The organism is Clostridium sp. LIBA-8553 (genome assembly GCF_057782465.1).
The window spans coordinates 2,869,099-2,887,682 of the sequence record NZ_CM173489.1; the positions used below are offsets into that span (position 1 = coordinate 2,869,099).

Here is an 18,584-nt window from a genome sequence, read left to right on the forward strand (position 1 = left end):
GAAATTATGTATTTTTAAGATTAAAATAAATATAATAAATTATATTTAATAAGGATGGATATTTTATGAAGAAAAATTTACTCTTTTATTTCTCAACTTCAGGAAATTCGCTTTATACAGCTAAACAAATTGCTACTCATTTAAGCGATGCTAAAATAATTTCAATGGTTGACGCCTTTTACAAAAAAGAGTTTTCTTACGAGGCAGAAACTATAGGTTTTATATATCCTATTTATGCTGGGGGACTTCCTCCTCTGGTCAGTGACTTTATCTCTAAATTAAATTTAAATAAAGATGCCTATCTTTTTGCTGCTGAATGTACTGGTGGTGGAAAAGGTATAACTTTTACCATGATTAATAATTTATTGGCTCCTAAAGGATTAACTCTATCTAACGGTGAAAAATTCTTGCTTAATTCAAATTACATTAGAATGGGGAGAAACCCTAAAGTAGGAGAAGATGCAAAAAAAGTAATTGATTCAAATAAATCTAAAATAGAAAATTTTACACTTTCTATAATTAATAAAGAAAGTAAAAATCTTAAAGAAAAGCATGCAAAAATTGATTTGTTTTTATACAAGCTTTGGAAGGATAAATTTAAAAATAAAGACAAAAATTTTAATACAAATGAATTATGTACTGGCTGTGGGATTTGCTCTAAAATCTGTCCAACTAAAAATATAGAAATTATAAATGAAAGACCTAAATGGAAAGGAAACTGTTGCGATTGCATGGGATGCATAAATAATTGTCCTCACAAATGTATAAATATAGGCAATAAAACTCAAAAGAAAAATAGATATAAAAATCCATACATCTCAACATCTGAACTTCTTAGAAAAAATTAAATATAAAAATAACTTAGTAGGAAAAATAAATTGTTTCTTACTAAGTTATTTTAGTATATTTTATGTTATGTTTTAAACTAATTTGGATTTTCACTCTATACCTAGTTAAAAATCATTTTTAATCTAAAACAAACCTTATTTTAAATTTTCTAAAGATTCTTTTATGCTATTTAAGTTTGTGGTTGATTTCTTTAACTCATTAAAAATAAATTCATCTTCTATAGAAGCATACATAAAGGTAAGTTTATCTTTTAAGTTTATTAACCCCATGTAATCTTCAAAATCACATTCTTTCATTATATTTTTTTCACTAAGTATTTTAAAAGTTTTCTCCATATTCTCTGGCATATCCCATCCATTTGATACAATGACATAGTTTGATAAGTCTACCATTGCTTCAATAGAACTTCTTAATAAATATTTTGCACTGTCAATATTTTTAAAATCTTTTAAAAATGTATTTTCATCTAATCTTCTCAGTATTTCTAGCTTTTTAATATTCTCACATATGAACTTTAAATCTTTATTCACCCTATTTTTATCCATTGCCATATTATTTCACCTACTCATTTGTATTTCTTAAATATATTATATATCATAATTCTAAAATTTATTTATTTTAAATATATCTAATATTGAATTTTTATCTATAAAAATCAACACTAATTTTAAGACAACTTAAATAAAAAATAAAGTTAAAAAGGAGTAAGCTGCTAAACAAACAACTTACTCCTTTCCTCTTAAATAAAAGCACTAAATAATTTAAGCAAACTCATATTAATTAAACTACCTAATACCTTTATTTAAGATGAAAACTCTGAAACCACTTTTTTAAGCCATCAAAGAGCTTCCATACATTAGAATATATCCATCTTACCTCAGTAAAAATAAACATTTCTTCTGATTAAGACTTCCTTATTCTAAAATCTTAGTTACGCCACTTCCGTAAGAAAATTAATCCTTACCTTGCCATACACTAAGATTTTTAAATGTAACTTTCGGCAGACATCTTTATTTAGCAATGCTCATTCTCATAAATTAATTATAGAATGAGGTGAATCTAAATAAATTCAACTAAAATTCAATATAAGTAAAAACTCACTATGAATTAAGTCTAATGTTATCTCCTCCACGTTACACTATTATATTGTCCTTTTTTTAAAAGTTATATTCATGTAATTATTGGTTAAATTCTAAAATTTTAAAATTATATATTTCATCTTTTTCTCTTATATATTCAGCTATTATTAAATACTTACCATCTTTACTCCAAATGACTTGAGGTCTATCTCTTTCACAACTACTAACTGAATTTGATTCATACTCGTAAACCTTTATTGCACCATTAGGTTTTCCTTCTTTTATATCAATAACTTTTATCTCTCCTCTTCCATCATACTTTAAATTATAATAAATTTTATCTTTACTTGGTGATAATATATCCTTTAGCCATATCTCTTGAGAGTATTCATATTGAAATAAATCATAAAAAACTTCTTCTCTTAAATTTATAACTCTTATTTTTTCTCCTTCTACTGTACCAACTTTAACCAAAATATTCTGTTCATCTAAACTAAATATATCATAGTAATTATCTCTGATATTCTGTAATCTTCTCTCTTCATTTATCTTCTTTTTTTCTAAATCTATACTATAAATTTTGCTTGGAAACTGACTTCCCCATTCTTCTCTTCCTGTTAAATAAATTTTATTGTCAACTATTCCTATAATACTTGAAATATGCTGATTTTTTGAGATTTTAACACTATCCCAAATCTCTTTGTCAAAATCATACCATCTTATTTCTTTATATCTACTGTCATCATCTGAAAATAACTTTATTCTACCAGGATCTCTCCTTATAAAAAACAAAAGCTTATTCTCAATAATATCACTATAGGCATATTCTCTATAAGTTTTTTGAGCCATTTCATCTTTATTAAACTTGTCCAAATTAACCTGGAAATCTTTATTATAATCACTATCGAAGAACTTTCCTTTTCCATTTCCTAAGTCCTCATATTTATAGCCATAGGTATATTCTTCCACGTTTTTATCATCTTTAACTTTTTCATCTTTTAAGTCATCACATTTAACTTTTTTAGCCGTTCCCTCTTCAAATAAAATTTCATACTTTTCTATAATCTCATAATCATTATTTCTTTTTTGTAAATATAATTTCCCATCATTCTCAACTAACTCACCTGAAAGCCCTTCTGTATCATTAACTTTAAAATTAAATTCATTTACTACATGAAATTCAGAATTGTTCTCTTCTTCAATAAGGTTATGAGATAAAGTCTCTTTATTATCTTCCTCTCTAAAACCTACAATTAAAACAACTAATATTATTAAAGCTAAACCGAATAAAATCCCTTGTAGTAATTTCCCCTTTTTCATACAAAACCACTCTCCCACTCCCTTAATACACTATTGACTTAGCTCTAAAATTTTTATATTAGATATTTTTAAGCTACCATTTTCTTTTTCTCCTATGATTAAATATTTTCCATCATCGCTCCATAAAATATTAGGTGTTGGATCAATATAATCTTCTCCATATTCATTTATTAAATCTGCCTTATTATATTTATATTCATAAACTTTTCCCTCAGCTATAACCTTGTTATTACCTATTTTCAAAACCTTAACTTCCATATTTTCTCCATTTTTAGAGAGATAAAAAATCTTATCTCCTAAGGGGGATACCTTTTGTGATAACCAGAACCTTTCTACATCTATATTGTACTTATATAATTCTGTTGTAACTTTATTTCTTAAATCTATCATTTTTAGTTTTTCTCCATCATCGCTACCAGAATGAAATAAGATTTTTTCCTTATTTAAAAAGGCTAAGTCATAGTAAGCTTCTCCTTCTTCTAATAAATCAACCTCATCTTTTAAAACTTTTTCTTTTAAATCTAGAGAATAAATCTTATCGGAAAATTGTCCCCATCTAGTACTATTTCCTAATATGAAAACTTTACTATCTACAGCGCCTATTACAGTTCCACTTAAATAAACTTCTTTAGGTACTTCAATACTATCCCAAACTTCATTTTTAAAATCATACCACCTTATTTCTTTATATTGTCCATCTTCATCAGAATTTCCTTCTCCTAAATAAAATTTTCTATCTATAAGAAAAATCAAATAATCTTCTAGAACATAATAATTTTCTGACTCTGTTATTATATTTTCTGCCAAATTATCCTTATTAAATTTTTTTATATCAATTATCTCTTCCTTTTCATATTCCTTACTAAATACTCTCCACTTACCATTTCCTAAATCTTCAAACTCACATTTATTTAGTACAAATCCAATATCTCTAAGATTTGGAGCTTCTTTTAACTTTTCAACTTCAACCCTCTTAGAATTATTTCCCACAAAAATAATTTCCTCTGTTTTTAAAATATTTCCACTTTCTCTACTTTCTAAGTAAAGTTTTCCATCCCTCATAACTAAACTTTCATAATCATAAATTCCTTCTTCTAATTTAAAATCATGCTCTTTAATAACCTTTATTTTATTATTATCAGAATCATCAATAGCATTATTGGATAGTATATATAAATCTCCCCCATACTTATTAGTATTTTTATAGCTTATAAATAAACCAATTAATAATCCTGTAGTAACCAATCCAGCTAAAACTAAAATCAGAATTTTACCCTTTTTCATAAATACTCCTTTCAAAAATTTTCTCTTTTATTTTCTTACTCTTTATTTTTATTTTATACAGGAGTTTTTTCTAAAAAATTAAATCTTATTTCCAAAATGTTTCTAAATTTATTTTTTTAGATAGTAAAAGTATTGTATGAAAATAAGTTAGTTATTAATGGACATATAGAACTCAGCATATAAAAAATCCTTATAATAATGAATTCTATCCTATTACTTTTTAAGTGATATTTAAAAAGTAAAATTAAGTACATGGACTATTTAAAAACAATACTAACCTTTACCTTACCATTAGAATAACTAAAGGAAATATCTCCTCCATATTTTTTTACTAACTCTGCACATATATAAAGACCTAAACCATTTCCACCTAATTCTCTAGATTTTTTAGTATTTTCTCTATAAAATGGTTCAAATATCTTTTCTACTCCCGCTTTACTAATTTCATCACTAAAGTTTTCTATTTCTATAAATCTTTCTTCTTTATCTTTAAACAAACTTACTTTTATTTCAGTACCTTTTATTGAATACTTTATTGCATTATCTAAGAGATTTGTGATAACCCTACGTATTTCATCTTCTGTAAATTTCATCTCAATATCTTCTAAATTCCTAGAAATATGTATATTATATTTTTCTCCTTTAACTTTGAAATCTTCACATAGCTCATCTATTAATTCTTTTAGATTTATATTTTCAACTTCTCTGTTTTCTATATCACTTTTATTTTTAGAAACTTCAATTAAACTTACTATAAGCTCATGCATTCTTTTACTTTCTTTATCAATTCTTTCTAAGGCAAACGTTCTAAATTTATCATCATCAAAATCCTCTTCACTCATAATCTGAGCATAACCAGAAATATTAGTTAATGGTGTTTTTAATTCATGAGTAATATTATTAAAAAATTCTGTTCTAGTTTTTTCTAAAGTTAAAACTTTTTCTTTTTCTTCATTTATTTTTTCAATTTGCTCTTCAATCTTATTGGCCATTTTATTTACACCCTTAGCTAAATCCCCTATTTCATCCTTAGAATTAACTTTTAAATTTATTTTATAATCCCCATCTCCAATTCTCTTAAAAGAATTTTTTATATAGCTTAAAGGATTCACTATTTTTTCAAAAAGAAAATAAGTAAAGATCAATATAAATAGGAATGTAATTGCAACAATAACTTTTATGCTGTTCATCAAGCTCACTAAATCCAAATATTCCTTTGAATAATCCTTACTTAAAAGCATATTTCCTAAGAAGGTATCATCAATATAGGCTGGAAATGCTAAATAAGCTGTTACTCTTTCCTTATTTCTATATATACTTAAAGCAGCTTTATTGTTTTGTGCTTCTTCTAAAACCTTTTTTATTTCATCTTCTTCAAAATTAAAAGAATATTCATCTAAGTAATAGCTATATTCCTTATCTAAGTCTTTATTAAAAACATCAATTTGACAGTTTCCTTGTTCACTTATATTGTTTGATATTTTAGGGATATATCTATTAAAATTAGCCTTATTCCCTTCAAGATTATTTACATGAAAATACAATCTAAGTACACTATAACTTCCCTTATATAGAGCATCCATTTCAGCCTTAATCTTATTTTCATGATAATGAATAAAAGAGTTATTTAGAAAATAATTTAAAACTATAAATGCAATTGAAAATATTATGAAAAACCCACCTGCAAATTTATGCTTAACTTTCATCTTTTTCACCCTTAAACATATATCCTAAGCCAAATATAGTTTCTATTATCTCCTCATTTTCAAGCTTCTGTCTTAATCTTCTTACATGGACATCAACAGTTCTAAAATCTCCAAAATATTCATCACCCCAGACCCCATCTAAAATCTGATCTCTAGATAAAGCTATATTGGCATTTTCTACAAAATAAAATAAAAGCTCTATTTCCTTAGGTTTAAATCTTACTTCTTTCCCATTCAAATAAACCTTTCTAGATAGTTTTTTAAGCTTAATATTTCCAATTATTATTTCATCACTTTTTTCTTCTTTAACATGTCCATTTGAATTCTTTGTTTTTCTTCTTAAAGCTACCTTTGCCCTAGCTATGCATTCCCTTACATCAAAGGGTTTCGTTATATAATCATCAGCTCCCAATTCAAGACCCAGCACCTTGTCCACAATATCATCTCTAGCTGTTAGCATTATGATATTAGCATCTAACTTAGTTAACTCTCTACAAACCTCAAACCCGCTTATATCAGGTAACATTAAGTCCAAAAATACTAAGCTTGGATTAAAACTTTTAAACACCTCTATTCCATGAAGTCCTTCGCCTACACATCTCACTTTAAATCCTTCCTTCATAAAGGAATATCTTAATATATTTTGTATATCTATTTCATCCTCAATTATCAAAATTTTTTCTTCCATAAACTTCTCCCCTACAAATAGTTAAATTAATTTTACTATATTTTTCTAATTAAATTGTTATCAACTCTTTACCAAAGTAAAAAGCTTCTATCTCAAATTAAGCTAGAAGCTTTTATTTCACATACACTTAATTTATACAGTAATCTGAATTAATCTTTTGAATTTTATAAAGCAAAAAAGAAAAGCTATGAGTTAAAATTTATAACTCATAGCTTCCCTTTGTGTGACCGAACGCGCTGTCACATTTCGAGTCTTAATAATAATTAATTATTAAGTTAGGTTAAGTTTTGCCTATGCAAATAGTAACATTAGAAAGTCCTCGTGACTTCCTATCCTTGTTACACTATTATATTGCCCTGCTAAAACAAAATTATGCATTATTTTTTTATTGATATATTACTCCATCAACATTGGCTAATATATCATCTATTTGGTAATCATTTATATTTAAATATATTTTTTCTCCTCTTAATTTAGCTATAAGCTCATTCTTTTCATCTTCAAATATTGATGATTTCTGTATGCTAGCTATGAATTCATCTAACCTATAAAGAATACATACACCTTCAGTAGCTCCCACTACACTGCATATACTTCCTGTTGATTTCCATTCAGTCATATCAAGTTCTGAAAAGTCTACCTTATCACAATAAAGAGCAATTTGCTCTTGATAATATCTGTTTACATAAGCCTGAGCCATATCACTTTCTTCAAAACCAACTACTCTTCCATCAGGCATAACTAAAATATAATTATTTACTGGCGCTTCATATGGGTTCATATCAATTCCTCCTAAAGCTTGTTTATTTTAATTTAGTTTTTCCTTTCCCTTAAAGCCTTATACTTATATAGTTTTGGAATATAAAATTCCATTTTTAACATATATAAAAACTTAATATTTTAATTAAGCTTTATTTCATTTTACTGTTGATCTTTAGATAAGAATACAATCTCACTATGTTCGATTGCATAAGTTCAAGATACCAAATTAAAAATTTAGACTTTCACTTAAAATATATAATTATCACTTTCTATATCAATTATTTCTGCATCTGTATTTTCTTCTATAAAGCTTATTAAATGAAGCAACCTGTTTAGAACTTCCGCATACAGCTGATATTCCTATAACTATGCTTTGATGAATATCCTGCTTATCAACTTCTCCAACAGAAATATTAAATTTATTTTTTAGCCTTTGAACTAGGCTTTTTACTACCATTCTTTTTTCTTTTAATGAATGTACCCAAGATGCTCTTAAAGTTATTTTTAAATTTAAAACTCTCATATAATCACCTATTTATATTCGCATAAGAATATTATTTATTTCCTCACTTACAGTAAGTCTTTCACTTTCTATCCACTCTAAGTCAAAATTTAAATTAAATCTTTTGCTAAATGAATAGTACATATTAACCATCTGATAATAGGTCTCTAAATCATATAATGTTCCTGAATAACACTGAGGCTTAAAAAGTTCTTCTTGATCATTTATAAATAGTTGATCTACGAAATTTAAAAATTGATTCATTAAATCATCCTTAGATATATCAAAAGGAATTTTTAAAAGTTCCCATTGTATTTCCTCAAGAAGTTTATATGGTTTTAATCTCTCTAATATAATTAAATACTCATTTATATCCATTTTTCTATAGTAAGGAACCTCACTCTTTTTAGTACTCCATAATGCTAATTTTTCATTTAAAGGTAAACTATCAATTTCTAATATTGCATCTGATGGTCCCAATACTGCTCTACTTATACTAACATCTTCTTCCTCTAGTCTTTCTTCTATAAACTCTACATTATCTCTATATGATGCTACGTATCCTGTATTATATATTCCTTTTCTTCCTGCTCTTCCTGCAATTTGCTTAACTTCTTGAGAAGTTAATTCCCTCATTTGTTCTCCATCAAATTTACTTATAGATAAGAAAATAATTCTTTTAATAGGAAGATTAACTCCCATACCAATAGCGTCAGTTGTTATTAAAATTTTATTTTTTCCTGTTATAAATTCTTCATATTGTTTCCTTCTAACTTCTGGTGGTAAATCTCCATAAATTATTGAACATTTAATTCCCATCTGTGAATATTGTTCTGCCATTTGAAGAACTTTTTTCTTAGAAAATAAAACTAAAGCATCGCCCTCTTGCACATCCTTCGGATGAAAACTTTGTTCCTGAACAATTAATGGAATATCCCTATGATATTCTATAATTTCATACTCATCTCCACAATCTTCAATTATTTCTTTTAATATATTCTTAGCATTAAAAGCTCCACATATATGTATCTCATTACAATATAATCCAAGCAAAGCTCTAGTCCAAGCATATCCTCTTTGGGAGTCATCTATCATTTGTATTTCATCTATTACTGCCACATCATATCTTTCATGAATATTAGCTTTTTCTATGGTACATGATACATGAGTTGCATCCTCAAATAATATCTCTTCTTCTCCAGTTAGCAAATTACACTTAACGCCTTCATTATTTAATCTTTCAAAGTTTTCTAAAGCTAAAATTCTAAGTGGTGATAAATATACACCTTTTTTAACCTCTTTTAATCTCTGCATAGCTGTATAAGTTTTTCCTGTATTTGTTTCTCCTAAATGAAGATAGAATTTTCTTCTTAGTCTTCTTGTATGAAGATACTCGTCCTTTGGATTCGCTGGGAACTTTTCATCAAACTCTCTTGATATTAATTCTGGAATATGATGTTTTACTAAAAGTGTCATTATTCCTGAATTTAAGAACACATTATAATTATTTCTAAGCACTTCATAAAAATCAAAGCTTGTGTCATTTTTATTATTATAACCTTCTAAAATTCTTTTACCTACCTCTTCTAATAATTCTTCATATCTATCATAAATAGCATCATATCCCTTTAAGCCATAATTTTCCATCGATTTTAATTGTAATAATTTTTTTCTTAAAGTTGATTCATGTTCAAATAGTGCTCCAGCTTTTGAGTGTCTCACTATATTTTCTATTTGACTTATCTGTCCAGATAACTTTTTATATTCCCTTTGAGCTGCATTTTTTTTCATTAAAATTCCTCCAAGTTAAAAATTTCTATTATTTAACCTATAGATTAATTGTAATCTTTTTCTATTAACATAACAAATAATTTAATTTTCATCTTTCTAATATTTTCTTCAAAGAATTGATTTAATATTAAAAAAATTAGTCAAGACTTTTAATATGCTATAATATCTACGTACATAAAATTTAATAAAATAAATCTTAATCCAAGGAGAAATACATAAATGTTTATAATTACTTACAAAATCCCAAGAGAACTTGTGGATGAAAAAATAGAATTACTTCAAATCAATGACATTTTTAATGTTTATTATGAGTCACCTTTAGATATAACAACAGATATGTTTGGTTATGGTTATGTTGAAAAAGAGGGTGTTATTGTTGACTTAAAAGTTGCTTTCGATGGTAATTTAGAAGATTTCGAAACTTTCAAAAATGAAGTTTCAAAATTACTTAATGAATCTCCTTCTTCAATTGATGAATTAAAAAATGAATTTGAAGAATTTTATATTGATCCTATCCATCTAAACGAAAATTGGGTATTATGTGCTCCAACAGAAAATTTTCAAGATAAAAATGTAATATTCTTTACTCCTCAAGGTGCTTTTGGTACTGGTTTACATGAAACTACTCAAGATATATTAAAGTTCATAGTAAGAGAAGATTTTAAAAATAAATCTCTTCTTGATTTAGGAACTGGTTCAGGAATTCTTTCTATTGCCGCTGGAGTAAAAGGCGCTTCAAAGATTGTAGCTGTTGACATAAGAGATGTAGAAGCTGAGGTACTTTTAAACGCTTCTTTAAATGAATTAGAAAATATAGAAGTGGTTGTAGACAATGTTCTTGATGAAGACTATACTTTAGATGAAAAATTTGATTGGATATTCATAAATATAGGCGGAGAAGAAACTGAAATGTTTATGGATTTTATTGATGAACACATAAAAGATAATGGTAAGCTTCTAGTTTCTGGCCTTGTTGAATGGAGCTTTGATTGGGTTAGAGAAAAAGTTGAAGCAAAGGGATTTAAGCTTAATGAGAAATTCCAAACTAAAGAATGGTGCACAGCTATATTCTCAAAATAAACTTTAACTCTATTTTTATTTTTTAATTAACTGTATTTTAAACTAATATTGATTTTTAGCTAGGTCTAAAGGTCTAACTAAAAATCAATATTTACCTAAAACATAGTATTAACATTATACTAAAGGTCTAATCATAACTAAAACTTTATTTTCTCTATCCTCTAATTCAACTCTTTCCTCAAGCTTAAAGAAACCAACTGATCTATAAAAATTTATTAATCCGTCATGATTTCCATTTGCTAAAACCTTAACTCTTAAAAGTTTATATCCTTTTTCTTTATAAAAAGCTGCAACATTATTTATAAGCTCTTCTTCAAAACCTCTTTCTTCATATCCATCAAGCATTTTAATAAAATAAATCTCTGCAGATTCTTCTGTTAAAGGCTTCATTGAAAGAAAGCCTATTTCTTTACTATTTTCTATATATGCATAGAATGGTATTTTCTCTATTCTCTCAATTATTTTTTCAATAATATGTTTATTATGAACTTCATACTTAAAATCATTCATTAGATTATAAGCTAGTTCTTTTTTTAATTCTATGTTATCAATGCTTTTTATCATAATAGCTCCTCCCATATCTCTTTACTTGTGTTACTTTACTTTATATTACACCAAAAATTATGATTTAAAAATATTTTTATATTTATTCAATATAAATACAAATCTCTTTTTAAATTATTATTAATATTAAATTTATATATAATTATTATTTTAATTAGTTATTATTTTAAAGCGAAATTTTATCTATCCTAAAATTCTACTTTCTATATTAATAATTATTCTAAATTTAATTTGTAAGGTTAAAGATATTAAATGCATCTACTATTCCATAACCCAGCTGTGGATTTGGATAGGTTTCGCCTTTTCTCTTCCTTGTTCCTCTAGCAATAAAAGACTTTAAAGTTTGAGAGAACATATAAGGATAATTTCCCTCTACTATTCCCCATTGGAAAAGTAACAGGCAAATTCCAGCCACAATAGCGGCCGCAACACTTGTTCCATTTGCAAAGGTTGTTTCATTATTCGGTGCAATAGTAAGAGCATTTGTCCCTCCAGCTGCAACATCTATTACATCAATATAATTATCCTCAAAAGCTCTTCCTGAATAATTTAATAAAGTATTATTTACTTGATTATATGCTGCTACGGTTATGACAGAATAACTTGTTCCTGGAGTAGTTATAGTTCCATATGGATCTGAGGGTATCATCCTAGTATCTGGTTTACTTATCCCTCTTGCCGGTAACCAAATATTATATTTACCTTCTATTTCTTTTAAACCTCTAAACTTAAAAATCCATGTTCCTGGTTGAACATTATCTAGTATAATAAGTATTAAAGCATCCTCATATAGCTCTTCAGGTATATAATAACTTATTAAGACTGTAGTTTGCTCAATTATAAAACTATAGTTAATTCCTTTACCAAAAAAAGGCTGTATTTCTCCTGTTGTTCCTCCTGTTGGAGAAATAATTTCTAGAGATGCTATAATAGGTGTTTCTATCCAAATTTCAATATTAATTTTCTTCTGATTTTTGTCTATATTAAATTCATGAGTAGTTGCTTGTCTACCAGCTTTTATAATTCCAGATCCATGTAGCAATGCTGCTCCCTCATTACCTGCTCCAGTAACTACTGCAATTCCTCTACTTATTAATATAGATTCTAAAAACTCTTCCAAAACACTGGCTCCCTTATGACTTCCTCTATTAGTTCCTAAAGGCATATATATAATCATACTTTGTGGTGCCTTTAAGAAATATGAATATAAGTACTGTATAGCTGTAAATATTTCTGTAATATTATATACAGGTATATCTATATTATATTCTTTTTTATAGTAGGCTGCTTGTGCAAGTTTTACAACTAAAAATTTACAATCTGGGGCAACCCCCCTTAAATTAGGATTTTTTCCTTTTCCACCAATTATTCCAGCCATAGATGTACCATGTCCAATTTCATCCTTTGATGGAACTATTGTATATGGATCCCCTCCTTCCCTACTTAGTTTTATAGCTCTATTTATCTCTTCTTCTGTGTAAAAAGTTCCATAAGGTAAATTTTGTCCCTTTGAATTATTACTTGAAATAGTTTGATCCCAAATACCTAAAATTCTTGTATTCCCATTGGAATCCATTAATTCTTCATTTAAATAATCTATTCCAGTATCTAAAATACCAATAATTACTCCTTTTCCAGTTAAATTAAAGTATGTCTCTACCTGCACATAGTCTACATTAGCCGCCTCTAAAGGGCTTATTTGCTGAAGTACATAAGCCTCTGGACTTTTTATATAAGTAACAGTCTCAACCCTTACATACCTTCCATCTTCTTTTTTATATATAATCATCGATATGTCATTTTCATATTCTTGTAGATTTCTATCTACAGTTATTATTGCGTATCTATTATTAATTAAAGTTGGAAATACTCCTTTAACATCAGAAAATTCACCTATGATATCTCCCTGATACTGAACTAAATAACTTACATAATTTGCATTATTAAATATCTCTTTTGGAGTCGAAGATTTAAATTCCATTATACTTCCCCCCTAATATAAGTCAGAAGGTACACTAATAAATAACCTTCCCAAATAATATTCAACATAATTTTTATTAATTTGATTATTTCTATACGGTGTTAAGGGTACTGCTATAATATTTTTGAATACCTCATATATGTCTAAAAATCCATATCCAGTATTTTCATTAGGATATGTTTGACCTTTAGTTCTGGTAGCTCCATATACCAAATAACTTCTTACCTTACTTGAATTCATAGTTATATCATTTCTATTTACAATTCCCCACTGTAATAATAATGCACAAACCCCAGAAACTATTGCTGTTGCTGGTGAACAACCTGACATCCTTACAACTTGATTACCAGGAGATGTTGTCAATATATCTTTTCCTGCAGTAGTTATATCTGGATTTATCCATCCATTTACATTAAATCCTTTACCAGATTCAGATAACAATGACTGCGTCTGACTATTATAAAAAGCTACAGTTGTTAAATATCTAGCAGTAGATGGTACCATAAGAGTATTTAATGGATCTGGCTTAAGAAATCTAGTACTTTCAGGTAATAAAATACTTGGTGATAACCATATATCATATCTACCGTTAACTATATAATCTCCTCTTAACTCAAATGTCCATATTCCAGGTTTTATATCTTTAAAATTAATTAAGATAAGTTGATTACCTGTAAAGGTATCAGGCGTATAATAATTAATATCAACACTTGTATTAGTTAGTATAAATTTAAATGATCTTTCTAAAAAAATCTTAGCATCTATAAATGAAGATGCTTCTCCACTAGGTGATATTATATTTAATGACATAATATCAGGTCTTTGTACCCAAAATTGTAGATTAAAATTTTTTATTTCTCTAGGTATTAATAATTCAATTTTTTCAATGCTATTTTCACTTTTTATTATTCCAGTAGCATGTCCCTGTGCAGCACCCTCATTTCCTACACCAGCAACTACTGCCACCCCTCTTATTGATCCAATAGTAGTTAAATATCTAGAAAAAAGTCCTCTTCCATCATGACTTGCTTCAGTACATCCTATTGCTAAACAAATTACTAAAGGTCTATTAATAGACTTAGCAAAATTCTTGAGATATTCAATTCCAGCTATAATCTCAGATTCATTATAAATTGGAACATTTTCTATTCCATTCTCTCTGAACTCTTTTTCATAACTAAGTGATCTTAATAACTTTACTACAGCAAAATCACAATTAGGAGCAATTCCCTTAATAAGCCTATTGTATCCTCTTGCTCCTATTATGCTAGCTAACTTAGTTCCATGACCAACTTCATCCTTGCTATCAACAATATCATATGGATTTCCTCCATTCATCTTGCTTTTAATTGCATTATTTATATCTTCATTTGTAAATATAGAACCTACAAAAACTGATGGATCTGGTTTTTTTGTGCTCTTTTGATCCCAAATAGTTAATATTCTTGAGGTATCATCTTCCCTCGTAAATTCCTTATTAAGATAATCTACTCCAGTATCTACTATTCCTACCACAACACCACTACCATTAAGACCTAAATAAGAATTATTTACTATGGTTGGTATATTATCAACATCTTGTGGCGACACATCCTGTAATACATAGGGTACTCTTGTTTGTATATAAACAATTGATGGAACATCCTTCCTTAATTGATTCAAATATTGTGGTGGCGTTGAAACAATACCTAATGTATCAGTGATTGCCTCTCCACAAGCATATGGAGCCTTTTCTAACTCTTCTTTTAAATTCCCCCTATATTCCACTAAATAATCTGGAGAATCTGCACTAAAAAAATTAGGACATTGACTTACTTCTATGACTACTCACCTCTTAAATAGAACTCTTAATTTAATGTACTCTATAATTTTAGCGGTGTTACAAATAAAAACTTTTATTGGTGAATTTTAATATATTTTTTATAAAAATTAATGTCCATAATTAACTACTTAATCTGAAAATTATGGACATTTCTACTTTAATACCTAATATAAGATCTTAATATTTTATGATTCAAAATCTTTTTATTCCAAACTCATTAATAAGAATGGTAAGAAAAGAATCCAATCATTTAATATATGTACAAATAAAGATGTTAGAATATTTTTTGTTTTTATATATGGGAAAGTAAGTATTAACCTTGCTATTCCTACTGATAAAACTGCTTGAACAATATTCCAATTATAAGTTGGCAAATGCATTGCACCAAAAATTAAAGCAGATACAATCCAGGCTATTATAATAGCGGTTTTTCTTGAAGTTTTTAAATTCCTTTTAGCAAACTGTAAAACAACTAAGAATGGAATAATAGTTATTAATTCTTCTCCGAAAAGCATGGGTATCATCATAAGAAAGAATTTAAGATTCTCAATTGGAGAATTTCTTTGAATAATATGTACTGCTGGATTTACATCAGCACTTGCGAATTTTACAGTAAAAAAACCAACTATAAAAGTAACAATCAAGTTAGTTATCAATACCAATATTACTAAGATTATATCCTTAAAGTGAACCTTCCTGAAAAGCTTAATCCAATTTGATTTAACAACTATCATTAATGAACCGAGAGGAACTATGATATTTATAAAAGGTATTAAAAAATTTAACCTTGTTGCCCCCAAAACTCTAAATAATATTACACTTCCAATTGAAGCAAAAATTAAAAAAAGACTTTGAATAGGTGTAAATGCTGTTTTATCATTATTGTAAAAGGGAAAATCATCATTCTTGTTTTCAAATCTAAAAAAATTATATTCTTTCACTTGTAATGTCTCCTTTGTAAAAATTAATTTTCCATTTCTGTTTCACCTATATTTTTAACATTATATTAAATAGCATTCATCATTTTAAACTCATCTCTTATATTCTCGAAATATATAGTTTTATTTATAAATATTATTTCTAAACGCGCTATATTTTCTCATAAAAAAAGATTAAGATATTCCTATCTTAATCTTTTTTTCATGCTATTATCTTTTATTAAGCTTTACCACAGTCTCTACATGTGGAGTATTTGGGAACATATCCATAAGTAGAGTTTTCTCTATTTCATATCCTTTAGCTTCTAAAACTTTTAAATCAGTTACTAAAGTTTTAGGGTTACATGAAACATATATTATTTGTGGTGCATCAAACTTTATAACGTAGTCTAAAGCCTTTGGATGTACTCCACTTCTTGGTGGATCTAGGATTATTATTTCTGGCTTATCCTTAATTGTTTTTATAACCTCAGCTACATCTCCTGCTATGAAATTACAGTTATTTAATCCATTTAATTTAGCATTCTCATTTGCTGCTACAACAGCTTCTTCTATAAGCTCAATTCCAATAACCTTTGAAGCCTTTCCAGCAGCTATTTGACCTATTGTTCCTGTTCCACAATAAAGATCAAATACAACCTTGTTGTCAGCACTTCCCATGAAGTCTCTTACTATGCTGTATAACTTCTCAGCTCCTAATGAGTTTGTTTGGAAGAATGAGAATGGTGATATTTTAAAGTTTAATCCTAAAAGGTTCTCTGTTATAAAATCATCTCCATATAGAATGTTTACTTTTTCTGGTATAACAGCTTCTGATAAAGCATCACTTTCTGTATGTATTATTGATTTTAATTTTCCTTTTACATCTAATCCTTTGATAAGTTCAGTAAACTCTGTTAAATCAAAGTCTATTTGAGTTGTTGTAACTAAGTTTACAAGTATTTCTTCTGTTTTAACACTTTTTCTTACTACTAAGTATCTTAAATACCCTGTTCTAGGCATTATTTTATAAAAAGGTAACCCTTTTTCTCTAAAATATTTAACAGTTGTGTCTAGTATTTTTCTAAAATCTTCATCAACTAATACACACTCATCAACATTTACTATTCCAAAAGATTTTCCTTTCATATGCATTCCAAGAGTAAGAGGCCCACCTTTTTCCTCGTCTCCAAAAGTGTACTCCATTTTATTTCTGTACTCCCATTGAGTTGGACTGGTTTCTATTCCTAAAAACTCTCCAGTAGGAACTTCAGCTTCTCTGAATAATTCCTTAACTTGCTCTACTTTAAGTTCTAATTGTTTCTCATAAGGAATTGTTTGAGAAGAACAGCCTCCACAAACTCCAAAGTGAGAACATTTTTGATTCTCTTCATAACTAGCTTTTTCTCTAACTTCAGAAACTCTTATTTCTGCATACTCTTTTCTCTTCTTAGTTACTCTTCCAAATACTTTTTGTCCTGGAAAAGTATTCTTAGCATAAACTTTTAAACCATCTACAAATCCAAATCCTTTAGCAGGGAATTCTATCCCCTCTATTGCTAATTCTATTTCATTACCTTTTCTCATTAGTTGTCTCCCTTACTAATAATTTTTTATTTTCTAAATACTTTTTCACCTAATGTTAATTTGAACTTTCTACCTTCCATTATAGCTCTGTAAAGTATGTTCATAATAACAAATATTATAAAATAAAAAGGAATTCTTCCTTCTGCTGATATCTTATAGCCAAAAGGTCTCATTATTAAATCTACTATAAAAAATGCTGCTAAAGATAATAATAATACTACTGTTTGATCTATAACTCCTTCAAGTATTCTCTTGAAGAAAGAGCTTTTTTTCTCCCCTTGTTCACCAATATCTTTTTTATCCATAAATTCTTCATTATCAATAGCTATAGTGTTAGTATCTAAAGATACTGTCTCTAGTATTGCTGCTTCTTTTTCATATGAGTCCATTTTTTCATTTTCATTTGTTGTTGATGTTTCATCACTTTTTAAAGCATCTTCTTGCTCTTTAGCGAATTTGTTATCGTCCATAATATCCTCCTAAAAGCATTAAATATTATTCTGAAATACATTAATTAAATATACTATATTTATTATCTTATGTAAATCAAATCTATTTAATTATAGTGTATTATTATGGCAAAACTATTACATTTTCATTATTAATCAAAATAATAACTACTATAATTTACTCCAATATTAAAACAAAAAAA

15 protein-coding genes and 1 pseudogene are annotated in these 18,584 nt (G+C 27.4%); 2 read left to right on the forward strand and 14 right to left on the reverse strand.

Translation table 11 applies throughout. The features are described 5' to 3' along the window. Positions 1-65: 65 nt before the first annotated feature. A complete protein-coding gene (locus AC2JAQ_RS12805; RefSeq protein WP_488456793.1) occupies positions 66-848 on the forward strand; it encodes an EFR1 family ferrodoxin in 783 nt (260 codons plus the stop codon). 135 nt (positions 849-983) lie between these two features. Here the strand turns inward: AC2JAQ_RS12805 and hepT are convergent, their stop codons facing one another. The 8 genes and pseudogenes from hepT to AC2JAQ_RS12845 all read right to left on the reverse strand — a co-directional run bounded on the left by hepT (position 984) and on the right by AC2JAQ_RS12845 (position 9,981). Beyond that, on the reverse strand, positions 984-1,400 hold the full coding sequence (gene hepT / locus AC2JAQ_RS12810) for a type VII toxin-antitoxin system HepT family RNase toxin (RefSeq protein ID WP_488456794.1): 417 nt from the start codon (positions 1,398-1,400) through the stop codon (positions 984-986). A gap of 627 nt (positions 1,401-2,027) precedes the next feature. Further along, a complete protein-coding gene (locus AC2JAQ_RS12815; RefSeq protein WP_488456795.1) occupies positions 2,028-3,248 on the reverse strand; it encodes a hypothetical protein in 1,221 nt (406 codons plus the stop codon). Between the two features lie 30 nt (positions 3,249-3,278). Next, positions 3,279-4,532 (reverse strand): hypothetical protein, encoded by a 1,254-nt coding sequence (locus tag AC2JAQ_RS12820; RefSeq protein WP_488456796.1) that lies wholly within the window; start codon positions 4,530-4,532, stop codon positions 3,279-3,281. A 257-nt stretch (positions 4,533-4,789) separates the two neighbouring features. Then, complete coding sequence (locus AC2JAQ_RS12825; RefSeq protein ID WP_488456797.1) at positions 4,790-6,238, reverse strand: sensor histidine kinase; 1,449 nt, start codon at positions 6,236-6,238, stop codon at positions 4,790-4,792. Next, positions 6,228-6,926, reverse strand: a complete 699-nt coding sequence (locus AC2JAQ_RS12830) for a response regulator transcription factor (protein WP_488456798.1) — start codon at positions 6,924-6,926, stop codon at positions 6,228-6,230. Before AC2JAQ_RS12830 ends, AC2JAQ_RS12825 begins: the two co-directional genes overlap by 11 nt. Before the next feature lie 385 nt (positions 6,927-7,311). Then, a complete protein-coding gene (locus AC2JAQ_RS12835) occupies positions 7,312-7,707 on the reverse strand; it encodes a hypothetical protein (RefSeq protein ID WP_488456799.1) in 396 nt (131 codons plus the stop codon). Positions 7,708-7,934: 227 nt separating this feature from the next. After that, positions 7,935-8,211, reverse strand: a pseudogene (locus tag AC2JAQ_RS12840) (DUF503 domain-containing protein). Between the two features lie 12 nt (positions 8,212-8,223). Next, on the reverse strand, positions 8,224-9,981 hold the full coding sequence (locus tag AC2JAQ_RS12845; protein ID WP_488456800.1) for an SUV3 family DEAD/DEAH box RNA helicase: 1,758 nt from the start codon (positions 9,979-9,981) through the stop codon (positions 8,224-8,226). Positions 9,982-10,200: 219 nt separating this feature from the next. Between AC2JAQ_RS12845 and AC2JAQ_RS12850 the strand changes: the two genes are divergently transcribed. Next, positions 10,201-11,061, forward strand: a complete 861-nt coding sequence (locus tag AC2JAQ_RS12850) for a 50S ribosomal protein L11 methyltransferase (RefSeq protein WP_488456801.1) — start codon at positions 10,201-10,203, stop codon at positions 11,059-11,061. Between the two features lie 114 nt (positions 11,062-11,175). Here the strand turns inward: AC2JAQ_RS12850 and AC2JAQ_RS12855 are convergent, their stop codons facing one another. The 6 genes from AC2JAQ_RS12855 to AC2JAQ_RS12880 form a co-directional block, all read right to left on the reverse strand. Next, entirely contained in the window at positions 11,176-11,625 is a 450-nt protein-coding gene (locus AC2JAQ_RS12855) for a GNAT family N-acetyltransferase (protein WP_488456802.1), read from the reverse strand. Positions 11,626-11,851: 226 nt separating this feature from the next. Further along, positions 11,852-13,606 (reverse strand): S8 family peptidase, encoded by a 1,755-nt coding sequence (locus tag AC2JAQ_RS12860; RefSeq protein ID WP_488456803.1) that lies wholly within the window; start codon positions 13,604-13,606, stop codon positions 11,852-11,854. A gap of 12 nt (positions 13,607-13,618) precedes the next feature. Continuing rightward, positions 13,619-15,427 (reverse strand): S8 family peptidase, encoded by a 1,809-nt coding sequence (locus AC2JAQ_RS12865; RefSeq protein WP_488458803.1) that lies wholly within the window; start codon positions 15,425-15,427, stop codon positions 13,619-13,621. Between the two features lie 204 nt (positions 15,428-15,631). Further along, complete coding sequence (locus AC2JAQ_RS12870; protein WP_488456804.1) at positions 15,632-16,369, reverse strand: CPBP family intramembrane glutamic endopeptidase; 738 nt, start codon at positions 16,367-16,369, stop codon at positions 15,632-15,634. 207 nt (positions 16,370-16,576) lie between these two features. Next, positions 16,577-17,932, reverse strand: a complete 1,356-nt coding sequence (gene rlmD, locus AC2JAQ_RS12875) for a 23S rRNA (uracil(1939)-C(5))-methyltransferase RlmD (RefSeq protein ID WP_488456805.1) — start codon at positions 17,930-17,932, stop codon at positions 16,577-16,579. A 26-nt stretch (positions 17,933-17,958) separates the two neighbouring features. Then, the gene (locus tag AC2JAQ_RS12880; RefSeq protein WP_488456806.1) at positions 17,959-18,402 is read right to left on the reverse strand and encodes an RDD family protein; all 444 of its coding nucleotides are present in this window, start codon (positions 18,400-18,402) and stop codon (positions 17,959-17,961) included. Positions 18,403-18,584 lie beyond the last annotated feature (182 nt).

Bases quoted from the DNA above. Each gene is read 5' to 3' on its own strand.
- AC2JAQ_RS12860 (WP_488456803.1), bottom strand. From the start codon at position 13,606: ATGGAATTTAAATCTTCGACTCCAAAAGAGATATTTAATAATGCAAAT.
- AC2JAQ_RS12855 (WP_488456802.1), bottom strand. From the start codon at position 11,625: ATGATAAAAAGCATTGATAACATAGAATTAAAAAAAGAACTAGCTTAT.
- AC2JAQ_RS12835 (WP_488456799.1), bottom strand. From the start codon at position 7,707: ATGAACCCATATGAAGCGCCAGTAAATAATTATATTTTAGTTATGCCT.
- AC2JAQ_RS12815 (WP_488456795.1), bottom strand. From the start codon at position 3,248: ATGAAAAAGGGGAAATTACTACAAGGGATTTTATTCGGTTTAGCTTTA.
- AC2JAQ_RS12880 (WP_488456806.1), bottom strand. From the start codon at position 18,402: ATGGACGATAACAAATTCGCTAAAGAGCAAGAAGATGCTTTAAAAAGT.
- rlmD (WP_488456805.1), bottom strand. From the start codon at position 17,932: ATGAGAAAAGGTAATGAAATAGAATTAGCAATAGAGGGGATAGAATTC.
- AC2JAQ_RS12825 (WP_488456797.1), bottom strand. From the start codon at position 6,238: ATGAAAGTTAAGCATAAATTTGCAGGTGGGTTTTTCATAATATTTTCA.
- AC2JAQ_RS12805 (WP_488456793.1), top strand. From the start codon at position 66: ATGAAGAAAAATTTACTCTTTTATTTCTCAACTTCAGGAAATTCGCTT.
- AC2JAQ_RS12845 (WP_488456800.1), bottom strand. From the start codon at position 9,981: ATGAAAAAAAATGCAGCTCAAAGGGAATATAAAAAGTTATCTGGACAG.
- AC2JAQ_RS12820 (WP_488456796.1), bottom strand. From the start codon at position 4,532: ATGAAAAAGGGTAAAATTCTGATTTTAGTTTTAGCTGGATTGGTTACT.
- AC2JAQ_RS12830 (WP_488456798.1), bottom strand. From the start codon at position 6,926: ATGGAAGAAAAAATTTTGATAATTGAGGATGAAATAGATATACAAAAT.
- hepT (WP_488456794.1), bottom strand. From the start codon at position 1,400: ATGGCAATGGATAAAAATAGGGTGAATAAAGATTTAAAGTTCATATGT.
- AC2JAQ_RS12850 (WP_488456801.1), top strand. From the start codon at position 10,201: ATGTTTATAATTACTTACAAAATCCCAAGAGAACTTGTGGATGAAAAA.